The sequence below is a fragment of the Mucilaginibacter sediminis genome (genome assembly GCF_051903035.1).
Taxonomy (GTDB): Bacteria; Bacteroidota; Bacteroidia; order Sphingobacteriales; family Sphingobacteriaceae; genus Mucilaginibacter.
Window position 1 is genome coordinate 269,765 of sequence record NZ_CP170602.1, and the last position, 24,766, is coordinate 294,530.

At 46.1% G+C, this 24,766-nt stretch carries 17 protein-coding genes and 1 pseudogene; 8 read left to right on the forward strand and 10 right to left on the reverse strand.

The window, feature by feature from the left end:
- Nucleotide 1 precedes the first annotated feature (1 nt).
- Complete coding sequence (locus tag ACFGVS_RS01045) at nt 2–643, forward strand: hypothetical protein (protein WP_439697097.1); 642 nt, start codon at nt 2–4, stop codon at nt 641–643.
- A gap of 457 nt (nt 644–1,100) precedes the next feature.
- Nucleotides 1,101–1,268, forward strand: a complete 168-nt coding sequence (locus ACFGVS_RS01050) for a hypothetical protein (RefSeq protein WP_439697098.1) — start codon at nt 1,101–1,103, stop codon at nt 1,266–1,268.
- Between the two features lie 476 nt (nt 1,269–1,744).
- Here ACFGVS_RS01050 and ACFGVS_RS01055 read toward each other — a convergent pair.
- The 3 genes and pseudogenes from ACFGVS_RS01055 to ACFGVS_RS01065 all read right to left on the reverse strand — a co-directional run bounded on the left by ACFGVS_RS01055 (nt 1,745) and on the right by ACFGVS_RS01065 (nt 6,085).
- Nucleotides 1,745–3,065: pseudogene (locus ACFGVS_RS01055) on the reverse strand (IS5 family transposase).
- A 127-nt stretch (nt 3,066–3,192) separates the two neighbouring features.
- Nucleotides 3,193–5,169, reverse strand: a complete 1,977-nt coding sequence (locus tag ACFGVS_RS01060) for a gliding motility-associated C-terminal domain-containing protein (protein WP_439697099.1) — start codon at nt 5,167–5,169, stop codon at nt 3,193–3,195.
- A gap of 175 nt (nt 5,170–5,344) precedes the next feature.
- On the reverse strand, nt 5,345–6,085 hold the full coding sequence (locus ACFGVS_RS01065) for a DKNYY domain-containing protein (RefSeq protein ID WP_439697100.1): 741 nt from the start codon (nt 6,083–6,085) through the stop codon (nt 5,345–5,347).
- A gap of 1,011 nt (nt 6,086–7,096) precedes the next feature.
- On the opposite strand from ACFGVS_RS01065, the gene ACFGVS_RS01070 reads away from it, so the two are divergent.
- From ACFGVS_RS01070 to ACFGVS_RS01085, 4 genes are all read left to right on the forward strand, one after another.
- Nucleotides 7,097–12,181: a DUF2341 domain-containing protein gene (locus tag ACFGVS_RS01070; protein ID WP_439697101.1), complete on the forward strand. Its 5,085-nt coding sequence runs from the start codon at nt 7,097–7,099 to the stop codon at nt 12,179–12,181.
- 10 nt (nt 12,182–12,191) lie between these two features.
- Nucleotides 12,192–12,455 carry a hypothetical protein gene (locus tag ACFGVS_RS01075; RefSeq protein WP_439697102.1) on the forward strand — a complete coding sequence of 88 codons (264 nt, stop codon included), beginning with the start codon at nt 12,192–12,194 and terminating at the stop codon, nt 12,453–12,455.
- Nucleotides 12,456–12,955: 500 nt separating this feature from the next.
- Entirely contained in the window at nt 12,956–14,041 is a 1,086-nt protein-coding gene (locus ACFGVS_RS01080; protein ID WP_439697103.1) for an acyltransferase family protein, read from the forward strand.
- A 100-nt stretch (nt 14,042–14,141) separates the two neighbouring features.
- Complete coding sequence (locus ACFGVS_RS01085; RefSeq protein WP_439697104.1) at nt 14,142–14,270, forward strand: hypothetical protein; 129 nt, start codon at nt 14,142–14,144, stop codon at nt 14,268–14,270.
- A gap of 708 nt (nt 14,271–14,978) precedes the next feature.
- Here the strand turns inward: ACFGVS_RS01085 and ACFGVS_RS01090 are convergent.
- Together ACFGVS_RS01090 and ACFGVS_RS01095 are read right to left on the reverse strand one after the other, a co-directional pair.
- Nucleotides 14,979–16,142 (reverse strand): IS4 family transposase, encoded by a 1,164-nt coding sequence (locus ACFGVS_RS01090; protein WP_439697105.1) that lies wholly within the window; start codon nt 16,140–16,142, stop codon nt 14,979–14,981.
- 1,074 nt (nt 16,143–17,216) lie between these two features.
- Nucleotides 17,217–17,408 (reverse strand): hypothetical protein, encoded by a 192-nt coding sequence (locus tag ACFGVS_RS01095; protein ID WP_439697106.1) that lies wholly within the window; start codon nt 17,406–17,408, stop codon nt 17,217–17,219.
- 27 nt (nt 17,409–17,435) lie between these two features.
- Here ACFGVS_RS01095 and ACFGVS_RS01100 point away from each other — a divergent pair, with 27 nt between their 5' ends.
- Nucleotides 17,436–18,140, forward strand: a complete 705-nt coding sequence (locus tag ACFGVS_RS01100) for a sensor histidine kinase (RefSeq protein WP_439697107.1) — start codon at nt 17,436–17,438, stop codon at nt 18,138–18,140.
- The gene (locus tag ACFGVS_RS01105; protein WP_439697108.1) at nt 18,137–18,865 is read left to right on the forward strand and encodes a LytR/AlgR family response regulator transcription factor; all 729 of its coding nucleotides are present in this window, start codon (nt 18,137–18,139) and stop codon (nt 18,863–18,865) included. Before ACFGVS_RS01100 ends, ACFGVS_RS01105 begins: the two co-directional genes overlap by 4 nt.
- Nucleotides 18,866–18,867: 2 nt before the next feature.
- Here the strand turns inward: ACFGVS_RS01105 and ACFGVS_RS01110 are convergent, their stop codons facing one another.
- From ACFGVS_RS01110 to ACFGVS_RS01130, 5 genes are read right to left on the reverse strand one after another with little or no spacing between them, the layout of a single operon-like run.
- A complete protein-coding gene (locus ACFGVS_RS01110) occupies nt 18,868–19,221 on the reverse strand; it encodes a hypothetical protein (RefSeq protein ID WP_439697109.1) in 354 nt (117 codons plus the stop codon).
- Nucleotides 19,222–19,256: 35 nt separating this feature from the next.
- Nucleotides 19,257–20,477 (reverse strand): ABC transporter permease, encoded by a 1,221-nt coding sequence (locus tag ACFGVS_RS01115; protein ID WP_439697110.1) that lies wholly within the window; start codon nt 20,475–20,477, stop codon nt 19,257–19,259.
- Complete coding sequence (locus ACFGVS_RS01120; RefSeq protein ID WP_439697111.1) at nt 20,474–21,226, reverse strand: ABC transporter ATP-binding protein; 753 nt, start codon at nt 21,224–21,226, stop codon at nt 20,474–20,476. The genes ACFGVS_RS01115 and ACFGVS_RS01120 overlap by 4 nt, the downstream gene beginning before the upstream one ends.
- Nucleotides 21,226–22,425 (reverse strand): efflux RND transporter periplasmic adaptor subunit, encoded by a 1,200-nt coding sequence (locus tag ACFGVS_RS01125; RefSeq protein ID WP_439697112.1) that lies wholly within the window; start codon nt 22,423–22,425, stop codon nt 21,226–21,228. Before ACFGVS_RS01125 ends, ACFGVS_RS01120 begins: the two co-directional genes overlap by 1 nt.
- A gap of 15 nt (nt 22,426–22,440) precedes the next feature.
- Nucleotides 22,441–23,736 (reverse strand): TolC family protein, encoded by a 1,296-nt coding sequence (locus tag ACFGVS_RS01130; protein WP_439697113.1) that lies wholly within the window; start codon nt 23,734–23,736, stop codon nt 22,441–22,443.
- Between the last annotated feature and the right edge of the window lie 1,030 nt (nt 23,737–24,766).

The window sequence follows — 24,766 nt, forward strand, 5'->3', positions numbered from 1 at the left end:
AATGAGAAATAATAATAAAGTATTTTTTGTAACAAAAAAAATCGTTAAAATCATGTTATGGGCTATATCGATTTTTTTAGTGGGATGCGAACAGAATGTAAAAAAAACTAAACGACATTTATACCGCGATTATGACCTTTTCAATCGAAAAGGGATTTATCCGATAGATGAAGATATGGCCGATAAATTATATAAAAAGAGGCAGCCTTTTTTTGAATTGATATTCCATAACCAAAAATTAGACTCGATTTTCGCGTATAATATTTATGAGAGGGAAAAAGTTATGCCTTTAAAAGTTAGTTTCAATGAGTCCATTTCGGTTTATGAAATAAATTATCCTAAGAATTCGGATGGAGCAAAAGTTTATTATGCTTTTAATGTTAATAAAGCAATTCAATATTTTATCATCAATGATCTTACTTGCATTGTCACAGTCACGGGAAAGGATTTTTGCGAAGGGAGCCAAGGTTTTATCAGCCCAAAGGACACAATCAACTTTACAAGCAAATTGCTTGGGAACAAAGAAATTCACACTAATAAATTAGCGGTGTTCGATACTTACCAGTATAGCAATCGCCTTAATAAAAAATTTACATTTTTAAATTGGTTACACTATAAGGATAGGAAGATTATAAAAAAATAAGTTTAGATGTTTTCTATGTTTCATTTGAAAGTTTTATATTATTCTTTAGCTTATATATGTGAATATGAATTTTCTTTACAGATTTATGAAATATATGAGTGAAATGGCGCTTGAACTGATTTAATCTTTTAGTAACGTCGGGGACAGATTTACAGGTAAAAAAAATATAGCGGTTGGGTTTTGAGGCGTCTTAAGTTAAGGCAAAATGGTAGGATGACAACATTAATTCTTACTGAATATAATGTTCTTAAACCCGTATAATGGAACTTAGAAATAATAACCCATGCAAATAAACTATACCCTAATCATTATTCTGCTAGTACTTATTGTCGGCATTAGAGCATCGGGATATTTTCGGCGCCAATCTTGTGTGCGGAATAGAGCGTAGACAGACTTGTGATAGGGGAAGAATAACTTATTTAATAATTAAAACAAACCCAATGTGCATACTTGTTATTTGAAAATAAATGCATGGGCAGATATCCGTGAAGGCGCAGTACGACAGGCTACCCATCATAGCTATGGCCAGGGCGATAGCGTAAGTGCGCTTTGGCAACTGTTAACGGAATGCCTGCCCAATGGTAGGCTTATTGCGATCAAACCAACCGCCCAGACCCATCGGTGACTTAACCAATTACTACACCTGCGACATCAATTGTAAGCAAACGAACAATAGGTTGGGTTATACACAGGATGACATAGGAGCAAGTAATAACAACGAGGAACTACTAAGATAATCGAGCGGCAACTACGGATATGATATGATACCATCGGTAATCTGACAAATGGAAACGAAGGGGATTTATCGGCTATCGATTGGAATGTTTCTGGGAAAATCACGGGTGTACCCCATCATTTAACTGCCTTTTTTCTGATGCTTAAATTTCTTTTTGGTCTTAGGGCGTCTGCTTAAAAGGCCGTTCCCCCCCATTATTTGAAAATAGTTTGATTTTCCTGCTTTTTATGCAAGTTGAATTAAAGAAAGAAAATCAACGCGATACCTTTTTGTTCTTTTATTACGGTTGCAATTTTTGAATCGCGTTCTTTTAAATTTGATTCTCCGGAATGAATGGTAATTATATTTAGCCAATCCTTAAAAAGTCAATAAACAACGCGGATGGATATTTCTGGTGCTTTAAGTGTTTGACAAATGCAATTGGTAATCCATATAAAAGGAGGCAAAAGATTGTCTTTCCAGATAATCATCATTCTTTTAAAGTTCATTGCAGCAGCGGCCCGCATGACATTGATGTTATCGCCTTTGATTCCTTTGTAAAAGTTACGGCTTAGTCGGTGATCTGCTTTCAGGTGACCGATTTTAGCTTCAATGGCTCCTTTTTTGATAAGGCCTTTCTTCAATTTGGCTTTCTAATAGTTCGTTAGTTTGCTGCTGAAAGTTGTGGGTGTATGGATAGTGGTTCCAAGTACCTCTTTTCTTCCCCGGTAGCCTCGGTCAACAAAGGCTTCTTTGAGCCTGTGGCCAGTAAGTCTTTGCTGTAGCTCCAGGACGGCATCCGGTGTATGATCGTCGTAATCATTACCGGCGATGTTCAGCGCCCTATGATCACCCTGCTGTTTTGGATAACCGTGATAGATACCTTACTTCCGAACTCATATTTTTTGGTGCTCTTTACCTTTGCTGATGCATATTGCCTCCGGTTCATGAAGGCTATAAACGTTATTCTTGTCCTGTCGTTTTTGACGGAGTACCCGATTAAACAAGTCCAGCTCTGTTTTGTAGCTTTTCGCCGGTAAATTCCTTTGCCGTTCTCTTACTAACCCGCCGGCTATCGTTTTTACTTTTTAATCCGCTTTACCTGCTTTCGCGCCATTTTTCGGATGGTTTCTGAACCATTGATCGACGCTCAGCTTCTTTAATGTCCGGGTATAGCTATGACGAAGAACTATTCCTTCTTTTTCGGCTATCTCTACACACTTTTTAATGATCTTAGGATGCAGTTTGCTATCGGTTGGATAAGTGATATTCTTCTTCTGGTCAGTCGTATCATTACTGCCCTTATCTTCTTTACCGCCTTAGCCATTAATGCGGATACTTGAGTCCACGCCTTCGGCACCGATGTGGTTACGGAAATGCACCAATTCGGACGCTTCACAGGGATCTTTTGCTGTAAAGATTCGCTCCCATTAAAGTATTGATAATACCCATTTTCAGCCCAACGCTCCACTAAGCTCTCATCGCTCAGGTTACGGATGTACTTCAGCATCAGCAACCCTACCATAAGTCGTATCGGTTTGGCCGGCGGGCCGAAGTCTCCCCAGTAGTGTTTCCTAAATGCATCTTCAAATAGCTGCCAATTGATCTCATTCGCTAAAATGTTAGCGGATGTTTATTTGATAGCTGTTCCTTTAAACCAGGCTGTAAAAAACTCAATTGACTCGTGTTTATCGGTTTATTGAGCATAGTTATCTGCAAGCTTTTGATCTCAATATCGGAAAAATCTACAGATTGCACCTTCGTTTTTTATAAATTAATTATTGATAAACAGTATGTTAAGTGTTTTTGATGGGTGGCTATTTAATCATTGGGGTCATCTCAACAGCGTAACACAGCCTCCACGGCTAATTTTATTCCCATTATTACTAATTGATTTTAACTCATAGTAAAACACCCCAAAAGGTACCGCCTGGCCCTTATACATCCCGTCCCAGCTGTTATTAATATCATTCGATTCAAACAACTGCTGCCCCCAACGGTTAAAGATCCGGATATGGTAAGCTTTGATATTTGTGATCGTCACTTTAAAAGTGTCGTTAATGCCGTCGCCGTTGGGACTGAATGCATTCGGGATGAAGATATAATTGTCCAGCTGGATGATGGCCAGGTTCGCTTTGCTGACCGAAGAAAAGCAGGAATTACTTTTCGTGGCCGTGAGCTTCACCGTGTATTCTCCTTTATTGTTGTACGTATGCCCCGGTTCGCTTTCCGTGGAAGTGGTGCCATCCCCGAAATCCCAAAGGTAGCTATCTGCATTGACCGACCGGTTTTTGAATTGTATAGCCAGCGGGCCGTAAAGCGCCGTCGTGTTCGACGGGTCGGTATCAAAAGCGGCAACAGGGCTGGGTAGGGGAGCAGGAAGTTCAACGCTCGCTGCGGCACTGCTGCACTGGTTGTAGGTGATCGTCAGGTTATAGGTGCCGGCTACTTCGCTGCCTGTAACGGGTATAACCGCGACAGCTGAATCCGACCGGAAGTTATTCGGGCCGGTCCATTTATAGCCCGTACCTGCCGGCTGCACAGCGCTTAATCTCGCCGTGTCGTTCAGGCAATAAGCCGGCTTGCTTAATTGGATCTGCGGCAGAGCCGGCGTAAAGCCAACCGTGATCTGTTTGGTGGCGATAACCTGGCAGCCGCCCGCGGACTGGGTCGTAAGGGTAATCGTTTTAAGCCCCGGTGTGGTATAAGTGACCCTATGTGGTCCCGGTGTCGTAGCCGAGGCCATGCTGGCCCCTTCGCCGAAGGACCACTGGAGCGTTTCGTAACCCGTGGACAGGCTCGTAAATGTATGCTGCTGCGTAGCCGTGCAGTCATTGGTGCCGCTATAGGCGATCACCGGCCTCGGGCCCACGAATTCCCCCGTGCCCGCTTTACCCGCCTGGTCCGTAAATGACAGTGTAAACCCGTTGTTCCCGCTTGAAAAATTATTGACCAGCAGGCCGTACACATGGCCCGCCAGCATCGTGATGAATTTTACCTTCCCGTTCTGCCCCTTGCCGCAGCCCGGCGGCTCCGACAGGTCCGTCTCCCTGAAATCCAGCCCGGTTTTAAAATAGATGCTGTCCCCCGGGCAGTCAATATTGTCTACCCCATAACCGGCCTTGCAGCGGATCGCGTTGGCCGCTTTGACATTGGCGCAGTCTCCCGTCGTGCCGAGGTCGAACAGCACCCAGTCGATATCATCATGGATGCTGTTGGGTGTGATCGTAAAGACAAGGGTACCGCTGTTGGCAGCCTGCCATTTGTACCAGACGCTGTTGGATTCGGAAGTCAGCCCGTCGGCGTTGAGACAGGTACCGGCCGCTTCGTTGCTGTTCGTCCCTGCGCCGCTGACATTACTTTGTGAAATGGTCTGGGTCGAGCAGAGGTAGGAGGCCGTCGCGCAGTCCTGCCCTGCCTTCAGCACGGGGTTATAGTTGTTGAGGCACAGCTGGAAAGTGCCCGTTTTTTTGTTCTCCCCGCTGATAGCGATATAGTAAGTGGCGCCGGTCACCAGGCCGCCCTTGTAGAGACTGGTCACGTTGTTCTCGGATATGCCGGTACCCACCAGCTCGGTGCCCTTACAGTCGCTGTAGATCCGGATGACCGGGGCTACCAGCGTCCCGCCGGAGCCCTTTCCGCTCACATTGATGTTAATATCGGCGGCGACAGCGATAAATTTAAACCAGCTTGTTTTTTCGGCATTGTCGTTGCTGAATTCCGTACTGCCGGAACAATAGGAGCTGACCTCACTCAAAAGCCGGGCATTACCGCAATCGGCCCCGGCTTTCAATGCGGTGATAAATAACAAGATAACCCACAATGTGGTTGTGACTGGCCTCGGCAACATATTTTTTGAAGATAATAAAATATGCCGGAACGCAAATCCGTTTTTTGAATTTAGCGCCCGGGGCCAAATGTTCGCCGGTTAAGGTGACCGGTCAGTCGGATCTGGGGTCAAACCGTGGAAAACAGCCCGGGTCCCTTTATTTCACGGCACTTTTCCCTCCCTGTCTTCCCAGGTCGACCTCAAAAGCGCCGAATTTGTCCCGGCAGCTGAATGGGGCTGTTACCCGGAAGCTCGCAATATCAATCGTATCGATCACTCTTACCCCGCTTTCATCATCATTGAGTTTGTGGCTTTGGAAATAAGCCCAGCGGCTGTCGCGGGCGATACCGCCGCTATTGGGATATAATACCATGTGGGGGTAATCTCCGGAAGGGATTTTATAATGCTGAAAAAAATAGGAGACCCCGTCGGTTGTCCACCTGCCGGCATCTTCTTCACCAGACTGGTAAACGAAACGGAAATTTTTAACGGATGCCACGTGCAGGGGTTCGGTCCGGAAAAATACATCCCTGCCATCTGTGGTATAATACGTGGCAATGATCCTGAAATTACGCCCGCCTGCCGTTTTAACCGGCATGTTTTCGTAATAGCCCCGGTATTGATCGCGGGCATAAAAATCGCCCAGGGACTCAAAAGAAGCAGCATCGGCGCCCGCGATAGGTATGCCCTGGAAAAAGGCCAGCCGCCGGTCCTTGCCGTAAGAATTACCTTTCAGCTCCTGAAATGTTTGCGCGTCTGCGGCTTCCACCAGTATGGCGTGGCGGCCGGTTAGTTCGTCCTCGTACGCGTAGTAAACCTCGTCCCCCCGTGTATGGTAATTTTTGCAGGCCGTAAAAAAAAGGATAATAAGCGCTGCGGTTATGTTTATTTTGCCCATATCATGTCCGGTAAATTTGTTAACTAAATTAAAATTATTTGCGGAATTTGCCACTATATCGCTAAAAGGTCAGGAAATGCGGTGCAGTTGGTTGAGACGCCTGTAAAGCTTTCCGGCTAACTGTTTTGACGGGGTACCCGCTTAACCGTTACCCCGGGATTCTTTAATTATTTCCCGCAACAAGCCCCCGACTTTTGATGTTTTTAACTGTTGCTTCATACCGATGTACCGGTACCAGCTTGTTTAAAAAAAAAGCCAACATGCTCCGTCAGCGGTTTATTGCCGGTCAATAGCATGCTTCCCCCCGGTGCTTTCTCCAGTCCGCGAACAAAGTAAAGGCTCCCGTGAACATTTGCGTCAGCAGGGCATCCGGGAGGCCGGAAAACACGCTGACCCGGTGAGTGTAGCAGAGTTTGCCATTAGCATTGATTTTAAACAAATTCAATAAAAAACGAATGGATTGTGAATATATAAGTGCTTTTATCGTTAAACCAGACAACGGTGGGAGCCTGCGGGGTATACATGGAGAGCGGGGAGTATGACCGGGGAAGTATCCGGGCCGTATTTTAAACTGAACGTTGCAAAGGAGCGAAGGCCGCTCCCGGTGCCGGCACGGCTTTAATGAGAGAGGTGCTTTACCGGGAAGAAGGCGCGTTCGTCTAAGATTGCCGCTACCTGTTTGAAGCGTTCGGCCAGGATAACCGGCCGGTCAACCTGGTTTTCAGCCTTGATGACTTCAGGGCAGCCATCGGCTCTTTTTCCGGTCGGTAGCGGATCCGGAATCTTATTTGTTGCCGTACCGGAAGGATCCGCCTGTACGGACAAGACCAGGTCCCGCTACCACCAGCCGCAGGCTGCTGTTGAAACCGCCGTGGTGTTTAACTCCTGGTTTATACCGTATTCCGGATTGTTTTCAACAAAACGTGTATTAATACTTAATAATTAAACATTTAATTTAGGATACCCGTACAAAAGGGGGATGGCGTAGCTGCAGCTTTAAACCTTTTGCCTATGAGCACCCGTTTTATTTTCGTCTATCTGTCGTTGGCCCTGGCTCTGCTGTGTAATGATGTTTGGGCTGCTCTTTCTATTACTTATTCCCCGTCCACGAACGTGTATACGGCCGGAACCGCGATTGCGACCCTGTCACCAACCGTTGCCGGCGGATCGGTTGCCGCCATCAGCTTCGGCACCGCTACGGCGCTGACCGGCGCTACATTGAACAACCCTAGGGGGATAGCCCTTGACGCTTCCGGCAATATTTATGTAACCAACAGCGGCAACAATACCATCAGTAAATATAATTCAAGCGGCACGTACCTGGGCACATTTGGTACAGGCGCTACCATGTCGTTGCCAAAAGACCTGGTTTTTGACGCGTCGGGCAACGCTTACGTATTAAACCTGGGCGCCACGCCCGGTACAGGCTCTGTGTATAAATATAATTCGAGCGGCGTTTATCAGTCTACCATACTTAGCGGTTTAAACTATGCTTTGGGGCTTACCATTGATAATTCAGATAACCTTTATATAGCCGATCAGGGCGCTGTCACGGTAAAAAAGTACAACACCAGCGGTACACTTTTGCTGTCGTTACCCACTACCAATCTGAGCACCCCGCTTGGTGTAGCTGTAGATGCATCGGGTAATATTTATGTCTTAAATAACGGATCCGGCAACGTAACAAAATATAATTCGGCCGGTACATTTCAATCTACTTTTCTCAGCGGGTTTACATCTGCGCAATCCATAACCATTGACGGCGTCGGAAATTTTTATGTAGGCGATGATGCGGCTACTAACATCGTACGCGTTTATAACCCAAGCGGTACCCTGCTTACCAGTAAAGCCATTAACGATCCCCAGGGAATTGCTGTCGACAGCAAGGGCGTCATATACACATCGGCCTATTATGCCAATACCATGAGCAAAACTTCCCCAACGGGCGGTTATTTTTTGAACACGGCCTTGCCCGCGGGATTAAGCTTTAACAGCAGTACGGGCAGTATCAGCGGTACGCCTACTGCAGCAACGGCAACAACCACTTTTACGGTGACCGCCTATAACGGTACCACCGTGGTCAGCACTACGGTTACGATCACGGTAAACCCCACGGCCCCTACAGGCACAGGCGGTTCCATATGCGGCCCTGGGACATTAACCCTTACGGCATCCGGAAGTTCGCCCTCGGGTGGCGTATATAACTGGTATGCGGCGCTGACCGGCGGTTCATCATTGGCAACAGGAACAAGCTATACCACCCCCAGTCTGACTACGACCACTAATTATTATGTAAGCTATACCCAGAACGGCGCAACAAGTACGCCGCGCACGTCCGTAACGGCAACGGTAAATGCTGTGCCTTCAGCCACATTTACCGCAACTTCGTCGGTTAACGTTAACTCGAATGCCACCATTACTTATACCGGAACAGATCCTTCCTCATCAACGTATAGCTGGGATTTTAACGGCGGTACGCCTTCAACCGGCACAGGGCAGGGGCCGTTTACCGTACAATGGACTTCACCCGGCAGTAAAACAATAACGCTCAATATCACCAACGCCGCAGGATGCGCCTCTTCATCTACACAAACTGTAACGGTAAGCATGCCCGCTTATGGTAACTATGCTTTCGGGGAAACGATTACCTTGAACACCACCTCGCTTGGCATTACCTCGAACCTTACCAATTTTCCTGCATTATTGAGTATACAGGATAATAACCTGATTATTTCAAATACCTGTACCGACAAGGTGCAAAACCCCAACGGCACCAATTATGATTTTGCTTTTGTAAGCGGCGGCAGCGAGCTGTATTACCAGGTAGAGAGCTATGACCAAACTACAGGCACCCTGCTGGTTTGGGTACAAATACCCTCTTTAACTTATGCAACCAACAATAACATCCTATTTTATTACGGGTCTAAGTCGCCGACGGTAACGCATAACACCGCTTTTTTTGCAAATACCTGGGCCAGTAACTACCTGGCTGTGTTTCATTTTAATGAGGCCAGCTACACGGGTTCAGTTACCGATGGCACGGCGGGCGGGCATACCGGTACCACCAGCGGGATGACATCTGCCGATCTCATTACCGGTAAAATTGGTACGGCTTACGCCTTTAACGGGTCGAGTAAAAAAATTACCGCCAATGCTGTATCCGTTACCGGGCCCTTTACGATTTCCGCCTGGATCAAATTAGGCGCGACAGGCCTGGATCAAAAAGTGATGACCAACCAGGATGCCAGCGGTTATTCCAGCGGAGGGTACAAGATGTCCGTTTTTACAACCAATATCCCGGAATCGGAAGGTGGGGTCGCAGCGAACAGGAACAGCACACCCAATCCAACGTCTTTTGCCGCCGGGGTTTGGCATTATATCCAGAGTGTCTATACCGGCTCAACGCTGAGCACCTACGTGGACGGAACACAATATAAAATTTTATCGACCAGCACGAATCCGACTGCCAATAGCAGCTTTTATATTGGCGTTGGCGAAGGGGGCACCGGTTTTTATTTTAACGGGGTCATCGATGAACCCCGGGTATGCAATGTGGCAAAAACAGCCGATTGGCTTAAAGCGGAGTATGTGAACCAAAACAGCCCGGCAACATTTACGACCGTTGGCACCACCGTAACCAATACGACCAACGCGGCGGCTATTCCGGGGGCGTTAACTTATACCTATAAAGGGGTTACGAGCACTTATACCGATGCTGCCAACTGGGATAATACTACGGCAGGCACAACCAACCAGGCACCGGCGTTTGATGGTACCGCTACCCTGGTTATCCCAACCGGGAAAAGCATCACGATTAATTCCGATGCGGCTGTTTATGGGCTTACCCTGAGCGGTACAGCTACGATAAGCTTAAGCGCGAACTTGAGTGTAGCCTGCAACATCTACAACCAGGGCACCGGGAAAATAGACTGGAATAATTTAAATACATCAAAAATAACCTGGAACGGGAGCAGCACCGCCCAAAGCTATAATGGTGCAGCCTCTACCGGCTACGCCCACGTGGGCACTATGGAGATCAATAACTCGGCAGGCGGAACGGTAACCATTAACAGCGATACATTAGACATTTACAGCGAACTCAAAATTACGAAAGGTAACCTCGCCATTGCCTCGGGTGCTATCATGGCGCTCAAAAGCGGCGTATCCCAAACTGCCTCTGTTGATGCTATTCCAAGCGGGTACAGTATTACAGGAAATGTATACGCCGAGCGTTATTTTAAGGCAGGCACCATTGCCGCCAATACCCGCAATTACCGGCTTTTGTCTTCGCCGGTAAATACGGCCACCGGGGTTTATAACCTGAGTTTCCTGAACACCAATTCCGGGGCATTCTCTGGTGTATTTACGGCGGGTCCTACCGGTACAGGCGGCGGGTTTACGGTTACCAATGCGGCATCTACGCTTTATTTATACAAAGAAGACCTGCCGGCAAGCAACGCGACGTTTAACTCGGGAAATTTTAAAGGCTTAAGCAATATTTTGGGCAATACGATTTCCTACTATACCGGCAGCGGACTCACCACGGCGACAACTACCCTTCCGGTGGGTAACGGCTACCTGTTATATTATGCAGGCAATAATGTTAACAACATTACATCAACAACTGCGCTTAATAAACAAAACCGTTTCGGGGGCAGCTATATTGACCCGGATGCGGCTACTGCGGTTGCGGTTGGTACGCTTAACCAGGGCAGCATACCGGTAAAATTATGGTGGAATAGCAGCAGCACTACATTGAGCAAAGCCCAAACAGGTTACAACCTGGTTGGCAACCCATACGCCTCATCTATTGATTGGGATACGTTTTCGCAAAGCACCTCCACAAACGGCATTTACGGCCCGTCGGTTTCTGCCACGATGTACGTATTTAATTACTCCAGCAAAAATTACGGCGCTTACACCGCCTTAACGCCCGGCGGAATAGGCACCAATAATGCAACACGCTATATTGCCAGCGGCCAGGGCTTTTTTATCCAGGCTACAAGTGCAAGCGGCTCTTTGACCTTTAATGAGGTTGCCAAAACAACTACACAGCCAAATTCATTGGGAAGCACATTGTATTTGTTGATGGGCCTTCCAAAAGAAGCAAAAAACCAGCTTATGCGGGTGAAACTGGCTGCCGACCAGGTAAACACAGATGATATCATGATAGTCTTTGACCCGGATTCGAAAAACGAATATGAGCCTTATCACGATGCAGACCGCTTAAAGGGAATTGGTAATATAGCTACCCTGGCAAGTTATGGCCGCTTAAGTTCAACGATGCTTTCTATTAACCGCATGCACTCCATTGATTCGGCAACCCGGATTAAGCTTCATGTAAATGCAACAAAATATGATAATGCCGATACCTTGTCGGGAACAGGATTTGAATCGCTCGACCCACGGTATGAGGTATACCTGCTGGATCATTACAAAAAAGATTCGTTGTTTTTCAGCAAATACCATCAGTACTTGTTTAATATTGATAAAACCGATACGGCAAGCTTTGGCGCCAACCGGTTTGAGCTGGTGTTTCATAAAAAGGCAGCTTATAACTACAAGCTGCTGGGGTTCTCGGCCAAAATGGTCAAAGAAGGGGTGCAGCTCACGTGGAAAACGGAAAATGAAGGAAACCTGACCGGTTTTAATATCGAGCGGAAAGATGGCACAAGCGACTTTGTTTCTTTACAAGCTATACAAAGCAACGGGAGCGGTGAATATACCTACATTGACAGGTCGCCTGCTGCCGGCATCAATTATTACCGTTTACTGCAGGCCGATCCTTTTGGCCGTGTTAGTTACAGTAAAGTGATAGCGGTTAATACGGTCTCCAATAATATCGTCAATGATCCGATGACCCTGTACCCGAACCCGGTATCAACACAATTTACCATAAAAATCAATACAGATATACCGGCCAAAGTGTTACTGCGTGTAACCAACGCTACCGGGCAAACCGTCATTTACAGGGAAACCGACGGGAATAACATACAGCAAACTGTTACCGGCCTGGCACCCGGGACTTATATCGTAGAAATTACTGATAAAGCGACCAGGCAACTGATTGGCACCAAAAAATTTATAAAAAGATAGACAAGTGAATATGATGTATAAAAAAATATGGCCAACGATTATTATTTTAGTTTTTTCCCTGACGACGTTTGCCCAGGGCATTGACGAGCCATGCGGCGGCAGTGACCCGCTGGATAACAATTGCCCGCTGGATACCGGGATTATATACCTGGTGTTATTAGCCGCGGTTTTTGCAACGGTACAGCTTGGCAGGGGCCGGCCCCCTCGTGGTCAAATGCCTGGTGATCAGGTTTTGGCGCCCGGCGGCGAGTGCCCGCAGGATAACCGGCTTTAACCTGAAGTTGTTCGGCGCGTAAAAGACTTGCTGCGCTGATCTGATATAATTAGTCCGATAGGGAAAACTATATTGACAGCAGGAGCGGAGCCTGTAGAATCAATTGCCGGTTATTTCGACAGTAGCGATACCCGTCGGAGGTCCTGATATTATTTTCTATGCGACAGATCGGTTGACGGAAGTTTTTGGGCGCAACGATGGTTGATGACCAAAAAATGCCTGGCTATGTTGTTTCATGGTTATTGTGCAATGCCTGCTTGTCAATTCCGGCTGATTGGTTCCGCGAACGATTGAAGCGATCCGGCTGTTCAGCGAAAACAGGCAGCGCAGGAACGGGATGCACTGCCGGGCACCGGTGTTTGATCAATTATTGTTTAAGTGATCGCCTTAAGGTACCGGGAGGGGGCACCCCACTGCGGCTTCGTAAAAGATTAGCGGATTTTTAGCTGATTCACCGTTCCGGTCTGAAGTGGAACCGGCGGAAATGCGTATTATTGGACATGCTTCCTGTACAAGACAAAATCGCAATTCCCGAAGCTTTGGCAAGTCCCTATGTTCCCGGGCTCGATGGTCTGCGGGGCGTCGCCATCCTGATGGTTTTACTTGATCACCTGTTGTTAGACACCAGGCTGGCAATGCCCGCATTAGGCAGCGGGGGTGTGGAAATTTTTTTTGTATTAAGCGGCTTCCTGATCACGGCGCTCCTGCTCAGGGAGAAAGTGAAAAAAGAAAGCGTATCCCTCAGACGGTTTTATATCAGGCGTGCACTAAGAATCCTGCCGGTCGCCTATTTGTTCCTGGCGGTATTGCTTTTATGTCATTACCTGTTTGACCTCCGGCTTTCGGCCGGTTCATTTATGGCCGCCGCGTTATACGTGAAGAATATTCAGCTGAACTATATATCCAATTGGTTCAATGGGCATTTCTGGACTTTGTCGGTCGAAGGGCAGTTCTACCTGATTTTTCCTGTTGTACTGGTATACAATCTGAAAGTGTACACCCGGCTTGCCATGGCGGTCATTTTGCTCGTCCCGGTATTGCAGTACGCTGCTGTCAGCCAGGCCGGTTGGTTATCCACCCATCATTTGCTTTTTGAATTTATCCATCTGCTGCTCGGGCTGCTGGAAAATGGCGCTACCTCGATCCTGACCGGTTCTTTGCTATCGGTCCTGATGTTTAAAGGCCGGCCGCAGTCAGCCGCCGTTAAATTAAATCGTTGTGTCAGTTTACCGCTGCTGGCCACAGCCATGGCGGTCAGGCTTTCCGGCTGGATGGTCGGAGGCTCCGGGTATCTGATTTCACTGGTTTCATCCGTGATGATCGCTGCGGTCATTTACCTGGTGGTTACTAACCCGGATGACCTCCTGGGCAAAATCTTAAAAATGAAAATGCTGGCCAGGCTTGGCGTTTTGTCTTACAGCCTGTATATCTGGCAGCAGATTTTTTTGTACCGGCAGCCCTGGGGCCATACATTTAGGTACAGCGACTCCCCGCTGGTCAACGTTCCCGCTTTATTCCTGGTGGCTTTTTTATCCTATTATGGTTTTGAACGGCAATTCTTAAAGATGAAGGCAAAATTCAGGTAATGAATAGACAAGCTTTTTACGGTTGACCACCTGCTACAATAGGGTCCGGCGATGGCTGATCGCCCCTTGATCTGCGAGCAGCCGGTATACCTGCCCTGGAATGACCAGGTCGTTATCCAGCCAGCTGGTCCTGGTCTGGAGTATGAATGTATTGCTGAAGGTGGACGTTCCGGGGCCATCGACCATCAGGTTCCGGAAATATAGCGTAAACAATTCTGTTACGCTTTGATCATGTTAAACAACTGAAGATAAAGATGCCTTTTTATCTCCAATCTACACAAATTGGTGCTCCGAATGGCCAGGAATTGCCTGATTAAGGCTTTCGGAATCTCCATGTAGCTGGTAAGCGCAAAGATATTATCGCCCTGATACAGACAGTCAATCTCAAACTAACCAATGCTAGAAATAAATATTATTCAGGTGAAATAGATGCGAATGAATACCGAAATTTTAAATCGGATTGCGATCAAAAAATCAGACAATTCGAAGTTCAGCTTGAAAGTGCGGTTTCGGGCGCTGTCAAGATAGAACAATTGCTTAGAAAAGCCGTTTCCTGCGTTTCAAGGCTACTTTCATTGTATAAATATGATTCGGTGGGTAAAAGACAGCTGGTAATGTATATTTTCCCTCAAAAATCATACTTCGATGGAACACGTTTTCGAACTGTTTTGCTTAGTGAGGCTGTCGCTAAAATCTTCTTGATTACCAGTAGTTTACGGGTGAAAAAAAGCAGGGAAGTGAAAAATTTTTCACTTCCCTGCTGTAGTAGCCGAAAGTGAAAGATTTTCGACCCGCTTTGTGGAAGATTTGGAACGTTTAAGCCGAATTGATAAACTAATCGAAAATTCGTAAATCTTATGCTTCTATGGTACCTTTATCAGATATAGACAAGGGGGAACTTTCGATTGATTAATCACGTCCCATCATGACTGTCCACTTAAAATAAGCTGAGTGACAGTTGGTTACAATTTAGTTCTTTGACATCTTTGTAGTCTATCTTTTTAAGCAGCTCATTTACAGGAGTTTTATCCAGTAACGATATACTGATTACCTGTAACATTTCGTAGGTTGAACGACCGGTTTTCAAGTCTTCGGCGACTATTGCCACAAGACAGTAGGCGATAATTGCTGAATAGAGCTGAATACGAACCGCATTTTCAGAGGTTCCCCAAAAGGACTTGACCTTTAAATGTTGTTTTATCCATTTAAAGAATAGCTCTATTTGCCAACGGTTTTTATAAAGAAGTGCAACCTGTGCCGCTGTTACTTCCATATTATTGGTCAGAAAAACAAATGTCCTATCACTTTCCTTATCGTAATACTTTACCCTGCGTAATTTTTCCGGGTAATCTTTGGCAGTGTAAAAGCCGGTCAATCTACCTGTTTGATCACATAGCACTCCGGTGGGTTTATCAACCTTATTGGAATATATTCTTCGATATTTTAAACTCGATTTAGCACGGATCACGAAGTAAGCCTTTCTTTGAGTAATGGTATACAGCCTGGAAAAATCTACGTAACCACGATCAAAAATGTAGTAAGCATCTTCTTCATAGGTGATATAATCCATAGCATTCATGTCATTTACCGCAGCTGAAGTGATGTGTATAAAGGCTGGAATCTGTGTTGTAATGTCAAAAAGGGTATGAATTTTTATTCCCCCTTTGGTTTTACGAAACTTTGCCCACCAAAATACACTTAGGCACAAGTCTATGGTGGACGAATCAAACGCATATATCTTGCCTTTTATCTCAAAATCTTCATTAGCGCGTTTATTCCGGGCGATGCCGATCACGTGATAAGCAAACTCCTCGAATATCTTGCTGTTCCTGTTTTCATTGGCTTTGGCAAGATTACTTCGGGTCACGCTTTTTCCAAGACCTAAATGATATGATTTTTTACTATGGGCTTCCAACGTAATGATCAGATCACGTAAGCTATCTCGGTTTGTAAGTTGACCAAACAGCATACAGAGCAACTGGTTCCAACAGGAAAAGTGCCTTACATACTTATCCCCGTCATACTTCTTTACAATCCCATCAAATACACGTTGGGGAAGAAACTCTGATAATTGCGAGAAAACGTATTTACCTTGATTCATTTTTGTCGGTTGACCGACTAACCTAATCAATTCAAATCGTCACGCGCTAAATGAGCATTTAACTAATAGACTATCAATGATTTCAAAGAACAATTTTTATTTTTTAATGGACACTAATGACGTCCCATGATAAGTAAGTTTTTTTGCTTATCATCGGCTATCAGGTACCACATATCGATTAATTATAGATCAAGCTTGAACTAACCATTTAAAGTTGTTATATCGCTCACTTAGATATCACGAAGCATCAACGCTTTCATCTGGACACAGTTCCAGCAATACCGAATGATTTTCAATGGTTATTGGATTTGGGCGTACGATACCGCTATGACAATCATGTGGTTAGAATTACATGTAAACACCTCCCGCACTATTACGTAATCTCATCAGATCTTCAAACTATTGATTAGCGTGGCTTCAAATTAGGGTAATATATTATCACTTACTCAGTGGTATTCTCGGCTTTTAATGTAAAAATTAAAAGTTCTTAAGATGACAAAGAGAAAGTTTACACATCTTATTATATTATTCATCAAATAGATGCTTGATCAACGGCATGTATAAAAAGTCATACCTATATTTTCATTATGTCTGCGGTCGGCAAAACCATATTCGATTAGTAAAGCGAACGTATCGTATACTTGGCTGCGCTCGATCGTCAAATCAGATTTTCTCAATTGTGAGATGAAGGAATCCGGATCTATAGGGTCCTTCAGAACAAAAAAAGCCCGCCATATGCGGCGCCTGGCCTGTAATTCCTTCGCCTTATCTTTACTGGTTTGTCTGTAAGTCATCTGCTGCAAATAAGGAATTAGGAATCTCTTTAAAAAAGAGTATCGACAGAAAGGCGATATGTTCCGGTAGAAATATCCATATCAAGAATTAGCTGACTTTGGATTTGGAATTAAAAGCCGGTAATTTGTAGCTGTGGTATCTCTTGTTAAAATTACCCGTTTGCGGTCTATTATCTTTTCTGTACACTTTGCTGTGCTACTGGGGTTGCTCGTCTTTACATGTATCCCGTTAACGATTACCGCTTCCCTACCCGTACAGATCTGGACCAAGCAATTAGCGCTATATGCCGCCATGGTGGGGGTGTTTTACCTCCACCTCCGGGTGCTTATACCCAAACTGCTCTATAACAACCGCGGTGGCATTTTCGCACTGCTCGTTTTCCTGATCTGCATCGCCGCGCCAGTAATAAACCACCAGGCCGATAAACTGATAGACCTGCCGGGATTGCTCCACAGGTTTGCGCCGGGACACCCTCCGATTGACGATCGTTATACACCCGTGGGAGACCTCAGTATCATGATCATTACCATGATCGTTATCGGGGTTGCTATCATCATGTCGGTCACCCAAAAAATACAGGCCGACCTATTGAAAGAAAAAACGCTGGAGAACGACCGCATCGCAGGCGAACTGGCCGTTTTACGTTCACAGATCAACCCGCATTTCTTTTTCAATGTATTGCATACCATTTACGGGCTCACCGAGATTGATACAGACCGGGCCCGTGAAGCTATTTACACGCTGTCTCATATGATGCGCTATGTCTTATACGATACCCGACAGCAATCAACTACCCTCGAAAAAGAGCTACACCTTATCGACAGTTATCGCCAGTTAATGCAATTGCGACTGCCTGAGCATGTTCAGGTCTTTTTTAACCGGCCCGAATTCCCGGTTAATGCCCCTTTGGCACCGATGCTACTATTACCTTTTGTAGAGAATGCTTTTAAGCATGGCATCAGTACGGTGCAGCCGAGCCATATCTATATATCAGCGAAGTTATGCCAGGGAATGCTGCGCTTTGAGGTACGTAATACTTTATTTGCGGAACCGGCAAAGGAAACGGACGAGGGCAGCGGGATCGGTCTGGCCAATACGCGCCGCCGCCTGGACCTGATCTATCCGGGCAAATACAAGCTCACCGTTAAAGAAGATCGTGAGCTTCAGGAATTCAGGATCGAACTTCAAATAGCTTTGACATGACCATTCAATGTATCGCCGTTGATGATGAGCCGGTGGCTTTAGAGATGATCGCCGCTTACGTCGCTAAAACCCCATTTTTAAAACTGGTTGATAAATGCGCCAGTGCCATAAAGGCCCTGACCGTTCTGGATGAACATCCTGAAGTACAGCTTGTTTTTTTAGATATTAAGATGGCTGACCTGAACGGCCTGGAGTTTGCCGGTAGGATTGACCGTGGTGACACCCGCCGGTCGGTGCGGATAGTTTTTACAACCGCTTTTGATCAGTACGCGCTGGAAGGGCACAAGCTTGCCGCATTGGACTATCTATTAAAACCTTTCAGCTTCGCTGATTTCACCCGAGCCGCCAACCGCGCACTGGAATATTTCACACTATTGGAACAGGATCACGAGCCGCAGTACCTTCATGTATATTCCAATTACCAACTCGTACGCATTGATATAGCGCGAATCCTTTACGTGGAAAGCATGGCTGACTATGTCAAGATATTTTTGGAAGACCAGGCCAAGCCGGTGCTGACGCTGATGGCCTTAAAAGTAATGGAGCAGAAACTGCCCGCCACCCACTTTGTGCGCCTGCACCGTTCCTTTATCGTGGCCAAAAATAAAGTGACCGCCGTAACCAAAGCATCCGTGCAGGTTAGCCGGGCTGCCATCCCGGTATCTGAACCTTACCGGGAGGCATTCGGCAATTTTATGAAAAGCTGGCGTCAGCCCGGTTCCTGAATTTATTTGGCCTTTTTAATCACATAACTCATATCGCCCATTGGGCCGCCCTTCATGTAGAGTACGATCTGGTCAGCGTTTTTTACTTTGCCGGTCATTTTAAACTGCTGGTCCATGATGGGCAGAGTAAAGGCAAGGCTGTCGTCCTTGAACCAGCCATCAGTTAATTGAACGGTGTTCCCGTCAGGGCCTTTCGTACTGCCGCTTAACTTTTGTCCGTCCACTTTGAAATCATAGGCAACCTCAATTTGATCATTGACGGAACCTTTCCAATGACCGCTGATATCAGTTGCTGCATAAACGAAAGTTACGATGGCCATAGCCATTAGAGCGAGAATCAGTTTTTTAATTTTCATGGTTTTTAGGGTTTATTGGTAATTATTTGATTGATTTATTCGTATCGCAAAGCCTCTATCGGGTCGAGCCGGGAAGCTTTAAGGGCCGGGTAATAGCCAAAGAAAACCCCGATCAGTGTGCAAAAGCCAAATGCTTCCATAATGGATGTTTTATCAATAATAGGTTCCCAGTGCAGCACGTTAGCGATTACAAATGCCAGGGTTTCGCCGATTAGTATTCCGATGAGCCCTCCGGTAACGCTGATGATAATGGCCTCTGTTAAAAATTGATTGAGGATATCCCTTCCGCGCGCACCGATCGACATGCGCAGGCCGATCTCTTTGGTACGCTCGGTTACCGATACATACATGATATTCATAATGCCAATCCCTCCAATGACCAGCGATATGGCCGCTATGGCGGTCAGTAACGCGGTCAGCAGCGTGGTGATCGAGCTCAGGGTTTGTATGAGTTCTGCCTGTGTACGCACCGTAAAATCATTGTCCTGACTCGGGCGGAGACGGTGCGTTTTACGGAGTATCTTTTCCATTTCATCGGCAGCGGCCTGTGACAGGTTTTCAGATTTCGCCGACGCATTAAAACTGCCGAAATAGATGGATGCGATGATCCGTTTCTGAACGGTGGTATAGGGCGCCAGGATAATATCGTCCTGATCCTGCCCGAAGGTATTTTGCCCTTTTTTGTTCAGTATACCGATGACCTGGAAGGGGATCTTGTTAAAACGGATGATCTTGCCGACCGGATCGACACCTTTTGGGAAAACATTGTCTACCACGGTTTGTCCCAGCAGGCAAACTTTTCCATAGGTGTGCACATCACGGTCGCTGAACATTTTACCGTCTTTGAGCGATATGTTTTTGATGGTAAGATAGTCCTGGTTCACGCCTTCTATGGTGGTCGGCCAGTTAAGCGAACCATTGATTGCCTGTCCTTTGGATTGGGATGAGGGCGATATGGCATTAATATAAGTAGCTTCTTTTTTTAAGGCATCAAGGTCTTTCTCAGTCAGTGTTTCCACGTTGGCGCCCTGCAAACGCGCACCACCCGGCGCATTGCTGTTGGGCATAACCATCACCAGGTTAGAGCCCATGCCGGCGAGTGAATTATGTACGCTGGCGGTGGAGCCAGCCCCGATAGCCCCGATGGTAATCACGGCCGCCACACCAATAATGATACCCAGCATGGTCAGCACGGCCCTGAGCTTGTTGCGCTGCAGGGCCAGTAGTGCGAGCCTGATCAGATTGAATAATTTCATACGTGGTAATCTTCGGTTTCGGGTAAGGCCGCCAGCATCTCTTTGGCTGAACGTACCTGCTGGTTAATTTGATCTTTCACTACGCGGCCATCCCTGAGGGTAATCGTACGACTGCTAAAAGCGGCGATATCAGGTTCGTGGGTCACAAAAACAATAGTTTTGCCCTGGCTTTGATTCAGGTCCTGCATTAAAGCCATAATTTCATAAGAGGTACGGGTATCCAGGTTGCCGGTAGCTTCGTCGGCAAGGATCATCACCGGCTCGTTCACCAACGCACGGGCAATCGCCACACGCTGCTGTTGACCACCCGACATTTCGTTGGGCATGTGATTTATCCGGTCGCCGAGTTTTACAGCTTGCAGAGCAGCCGCTGCCCGATCCCGGCGCTCTGCTGCCGTTACTGTTGGGTTATAAAATAGTGGCAGTTCCACATTTTCCAGGGCTGTGGTACGCGGCAACAGGTTATAGGCCTGAAATACAAAACCGATTTTTTCATTCCTAAGCTTGGCCAGTTGATCCCGGCTCTGCTCACGCACCGATACGCCATCAAGCAGGTAAGTTCCGCTGCTGGGTTTATCCAGGCAGCCCAGGGTATTCAGCAAGGTTGTTTTACCCGAGCCGCTGCTGCCCATAATGGTCACAAACTCGCCGGCAAATACATCAAAGCTTACGCCTTTGAGTGCCCGCACAATTTCCGACCCCATCTGGAATTCCCGCATGATATCATGTAACTCTAAGATCTTTTTCATTACGGCTTTTTGTTTTTATCAGCGCCGCCCGGGCTTGGTAGAATAGATGTGCCTGTTTCCGCCTGCACAGGAACAGGGAGCGATGATACGACGGTATCTTTTACAGATAATCCCGACAGGATCTCGGCGTGGGTATTGTCATCAAGCCCGTAGCGAACCGGCGTTTGTATCAGGTCTTTCCCTTTTTTGAGCCATACGCTTCCCAGCTTACCCGGCCCTTTGGCAGCGTTACCGGCATTAGCCTGCGGCATTGGTTTTAAAGTAAATTGTTTCCTAAGCGAGGAATCGGGCGCAAAGTTCAGCGACTTGGAACTGACCATCAGCGCGTTTTTTACCTCTTTGGTATAAACATTGATATTGGCGGTCATCCCGGGCTTAAGCATCAGGCTATCGTTTGGAGCATAGATGATGGTGGTATAAGTCACCACATTAGAGGTGGATTTAGGGTGCAGACGAATATCGGACACAGTTCCCTTAAACACATCATCGATATAAGCATCCACGGTAAAACTTGCCCGATTACCCTTTTTTACATTGCCGATATCGGCCTCGTCTACATCTGCTTGAACCTGCATTTTTGAAATATCTTTAGCGATCACAAAAAGCGTTGGTGTACTGAATGCGGCCGCAACAGTCTGGCCGAGGCTGACGCTACGTGAAAGCACCACACCGTCTACTGGTGAATAGATATCTGTATAAGACAGATTTTTTTCAGCAGAGCGCAGTGCTGCCGACGCGTTATCGACCGCCGCTTTGGACGAATTAAAATTATTCAAAGCCGATTCATAATCCTGTTTACTGATCGAACCGCTGCTGTACAACAGCTTTTGCCGGTTATAAAAATTCTGGTTATAAACCAGCTGGCTTTGCTGAGTGCGCAAAGTAGCGCCGGCCTGATCGACCGTTGCCTGCAAAAGCGATTTATCCAGCTGCGCCAAAAGTTGCCCCTTTTTTACTTTGGAGTTGAAATCGGCATTGATCACTTTAACGATGCCCGATACCTGGGTACCTACTGCTACAGTATCTACAGGCTGAATGGTACCGGTTGCTGTAACTGTTTGAGCAATGTAACCATAGGTAGGCACCTCGGTAGGCAGTGCAACCGGCTTTTCTTTCTTTTTGGTAGTAATGAACCAAATACCGGCAACCACTATGACGATGGTAGCGATAACGAGCGTTCTTTTTGTATTTTTTTTCATAATGATGGTGCGCGGTTAAAGTTTAACAGGAGTGCCTTTATAGAATTCGTAGATCTCTATGGTAAGGGCGGCGTTGTATTTAGCCTGTATATATTGCTGAAGGGCCTGCGTGTACAAGCTTTTTTGTTGCAGGAAATCTACCATGTTTACAATACCTACTTTCAATTGCTCGTTGGCAACACGGTAAGTTTCCTGATTGTATTTAAAAGCCTCAGCAGCCGCATCGTACTGGTTTTGTGAATTAATCACGTTGATGTAAGCCTTTTCAATGGTAAGGGTGAGAGTTGTTTTGGCGTCTTTTAGCGAGAGCTTCGCCTGATCGATGCTGATCTTCGCTTCTGCCCGGTTCACCTGGTTAACTTTACGTGTAAAAATGGGAATGGACAGGGTAAGGCCAACCTGCTGGTTGAAGCCGTTGCTTAATTGGCTAAAATAACCGCTCCCCGCGCCCCGGTAGCTGCTGCCGGCAAAGCCCGAGGCAGTAAGCGTGGGCAGGTATCCGGAATTGGCCTTTTGCAGCCCAAATTCGGCCGATTTTACATTCAGCTCGCTGTTCTTTATTTCCGGGCGGTCTTTAAGGGCTGTTTGCTGTACGCCAATCAGGTTATCTACCGCCTTTTTAGAAATGATGGTATCCGGTGTGATCACATCGAAGGTTGTAGCGCTCAGTTGCAGGAGCTGTTTCAGGCTGATCAGATCTTGCCGCTGCGCATTTTCGGCAGTAACCAGTGTATACTTATCGTTCGCTAATTGGGCTAAAAGCTGGGCAACGTCCTTTTGTGCTATGCTGCCGGCATCCAGCCGTTTTTTTGCCTGTTCTACCTGAGCCTGTGAAGTAGCGACTACGTTTTGCTGGTAAATGATGGTTTCTTTGTCCAGCAGAATATTGAGGTAATATTGGGTGATCTGCAGGGTTAGGTCATTGACCTGTTGCAGAATGTTCAGGTTGGCACGCTCCACCTCCACGTTCTTTTGCTGGATGTCGCTTTTGATGTAGCCGCCCTGGTAAAGAGTCCAGGATGACGAGAGCCCGTAGTTGCCGGAGCCATAAGCCGCTTCGTTGTGATAATGATTGACATATTGGGTGGCCGAGCCATACAAATTGGGTAAAACAGAGACCCGGGAAAGTATCAGTTCCTGCTGGCTGGTTTGCTGGCTTAGCCGGGCGCTGTTCACTTGGATATTGTTTTTTTGGGCGTAGTCCAGGCAGGTTTGCAGATCCCACTTAACAACGCTCAGGCTGTCCTGGGAAAATGCTGTCGTCCAGCTTATCAGGCAGCTAAAAAATAAGAAAATCACCTTTTTGGTCATGTGCTATGATGCGCTTTAAAGGCACAAATGAATAACATAAAACCCGTAAAAAAACAGAGTGCCGATACTAACCCGATTTGTATCGACGCTTTCCGTATTGCATAAGCAATTGCGTTAAACCCGTTTTGGGGTCATCAAACTAACCAATGCGAGAAATAAATATTATTCAGGTGAAATAGATGCGGATGAATACCGAAAATTTAAATCGGATTGTGATCAAAAAATCAGGCAGTTCGAAGTTCAGCTTGAAGGTGTAGTTTCGGGGGCCATCAAGATTGAAAGAATGCTTAAAAATGCCGTTTCCTGCGTTTTAAAGCTGCTTTTATTGTATAAGAAATATGATGCAGTAGGTAAAAGACAGCTAATTATGTATATTTTTCCTCAAAAATTATACTTCGATGGAACACGTTTTTGAACTGTTTTGCTTAATGAAGCTATCGCTGATATATTATTGATCCACAGTAGTTTATGGTCGAAAAAAAAGCAAGAAAGTAAAAATTTTTTTACTTTCTTGCTGTAGTAGCTGGGAGCAGGATCGAACTGCCGACCTTAGGGTTATGAACCTCAATTTATCAGGAGATCTTATTACCAAAAAAATATTGGTCCAGAAATGTTGACTTCAGACAAGTTCCCCATCTTAAAGTACTAAATACAGCCTGATTTGCTTATTAAATCTCTTTTTCATACTTTTAACCTAAGAAAACGATTTACAGTTACAGGGTGTTTCGGGTTGTCCAGACTCGGGCAGTTGATAACTGATGATATAAATAGGAGAGTGGTTTAGGCGTAATTCTGTGGTATTTTCAAGTTCGCGACAAAATCATGGCAACGTGCAAAGAAAATATTGTAAATGCTTGATTTTTAGTTATAAACATACTATGGTTCGAATCCCTCCCTCACCGCTGATAACTTACTCAAAACACATTAAAAGCCTGTGAATCATTTGATTTACGGGCTTTTAAATTTACGTAAACACTCAAAATATTCCCTTTACGTGGATAAAGCACAGATAATTTGACTCTCGTTGGCC

Excerpts from the sequence above, each read along its gene's own strand:
- ACFGVS_RS01045 (WP_439697097.1), top strand. The coding sequence starts at position 2 with ATGAGAAATAATAATAAAGTATTTTTTGTAACAAAAAAAATCGTTAAA.
- ACFGVS_RS01065 (WP_439697100.1), bottom strand. The coding sequence starts at position 6,085 with ATGGGCAAAATAAACATAACCGCAGCGCTTATTATCCTTTTTTTTACG.
- ACFGVS_RS01070 (WP_439697101.1), top strand. The coding sequence starts at position 7,097 with ATGAGCACCCGTTTTATTTTCGTCTATCTGTCGTTGGCCCTGGCTCTG.
- ACFGVS_RS01075 (WP_439697102.1), top strand. The coding sequence starts at position 12,192 with ATGATGTATAAAAAAATATGGCCAACGATTATTATTTTAGTTTTTTCC.
- ACFGVS_RS01080 (WP_439697103.1), top strand. The coding sequence starts at position 12,956 with ATGCTTCCTGTACAAGACAAAATCGCAATTCCCGAAGCTTTGGCAAGT.
- ACFGVS_RS01085 (WP_439697104.1), top strand. The coding sequence starts at position 14,142 with ATGACCAGGTCGTTATCCAGCCAGCTGGTCCTGGTCTGGAGTATGAAT.
- ACFGVS_RS01090 (WP_439697105.1), bottom strand. The coding sequence starts at position 16,142 with ATGAATCAAGGTAAATACGTTTTCTCGCAATTATCAGAGTTTCTTCCC.
- ACFGVS_RS01105 (WP_439697108.1), top strand. The coding sequence starts at position 18,137 with ATGACCATTCAATGTATCGCCGTTGATGATGAGCCGGTGGCTTTAGAG.
- ACFGVS_RS01110 (WP_439697109.1), bottom strand. The coding sequence starts at position 19,221 with ATGAAAATTAAAAAACTGATTCTCGCTCTAATGGCTATGGCCATCGTA.
- ACFGVS_RS01115 (WP_439697110.1), bottom strand. The coding sequence starts at position 20,477 with ATGAAATTATTCAATCTGATCAGGCTCGCACTACTGGCCCTGCAGCGC.
- ACFGVS_RS01120 (WP_439697111.1), bottom strand. The coding sequence starts at position 21,226 with ATGAAAAAGATCTTAGAGTTACATGATATCATGCGGGAATTCCAGATG.
- ACFGVS_RS01125 (WP_439697112.1), bottom strand. The coding sequence starts at position 22,425 with ATGAAAAAAAATACAAAAAGAACGCTCGTTATCGCTACCATCGTCATA.
- ACFGVS_RS01130 (WP_439697113.1), bottom strand. The coding sequence starts at position 23,736 with ATGACCAAAAAGGTGATTTTCTTATTTTTTAGCTGCCTGATAAGCTGG.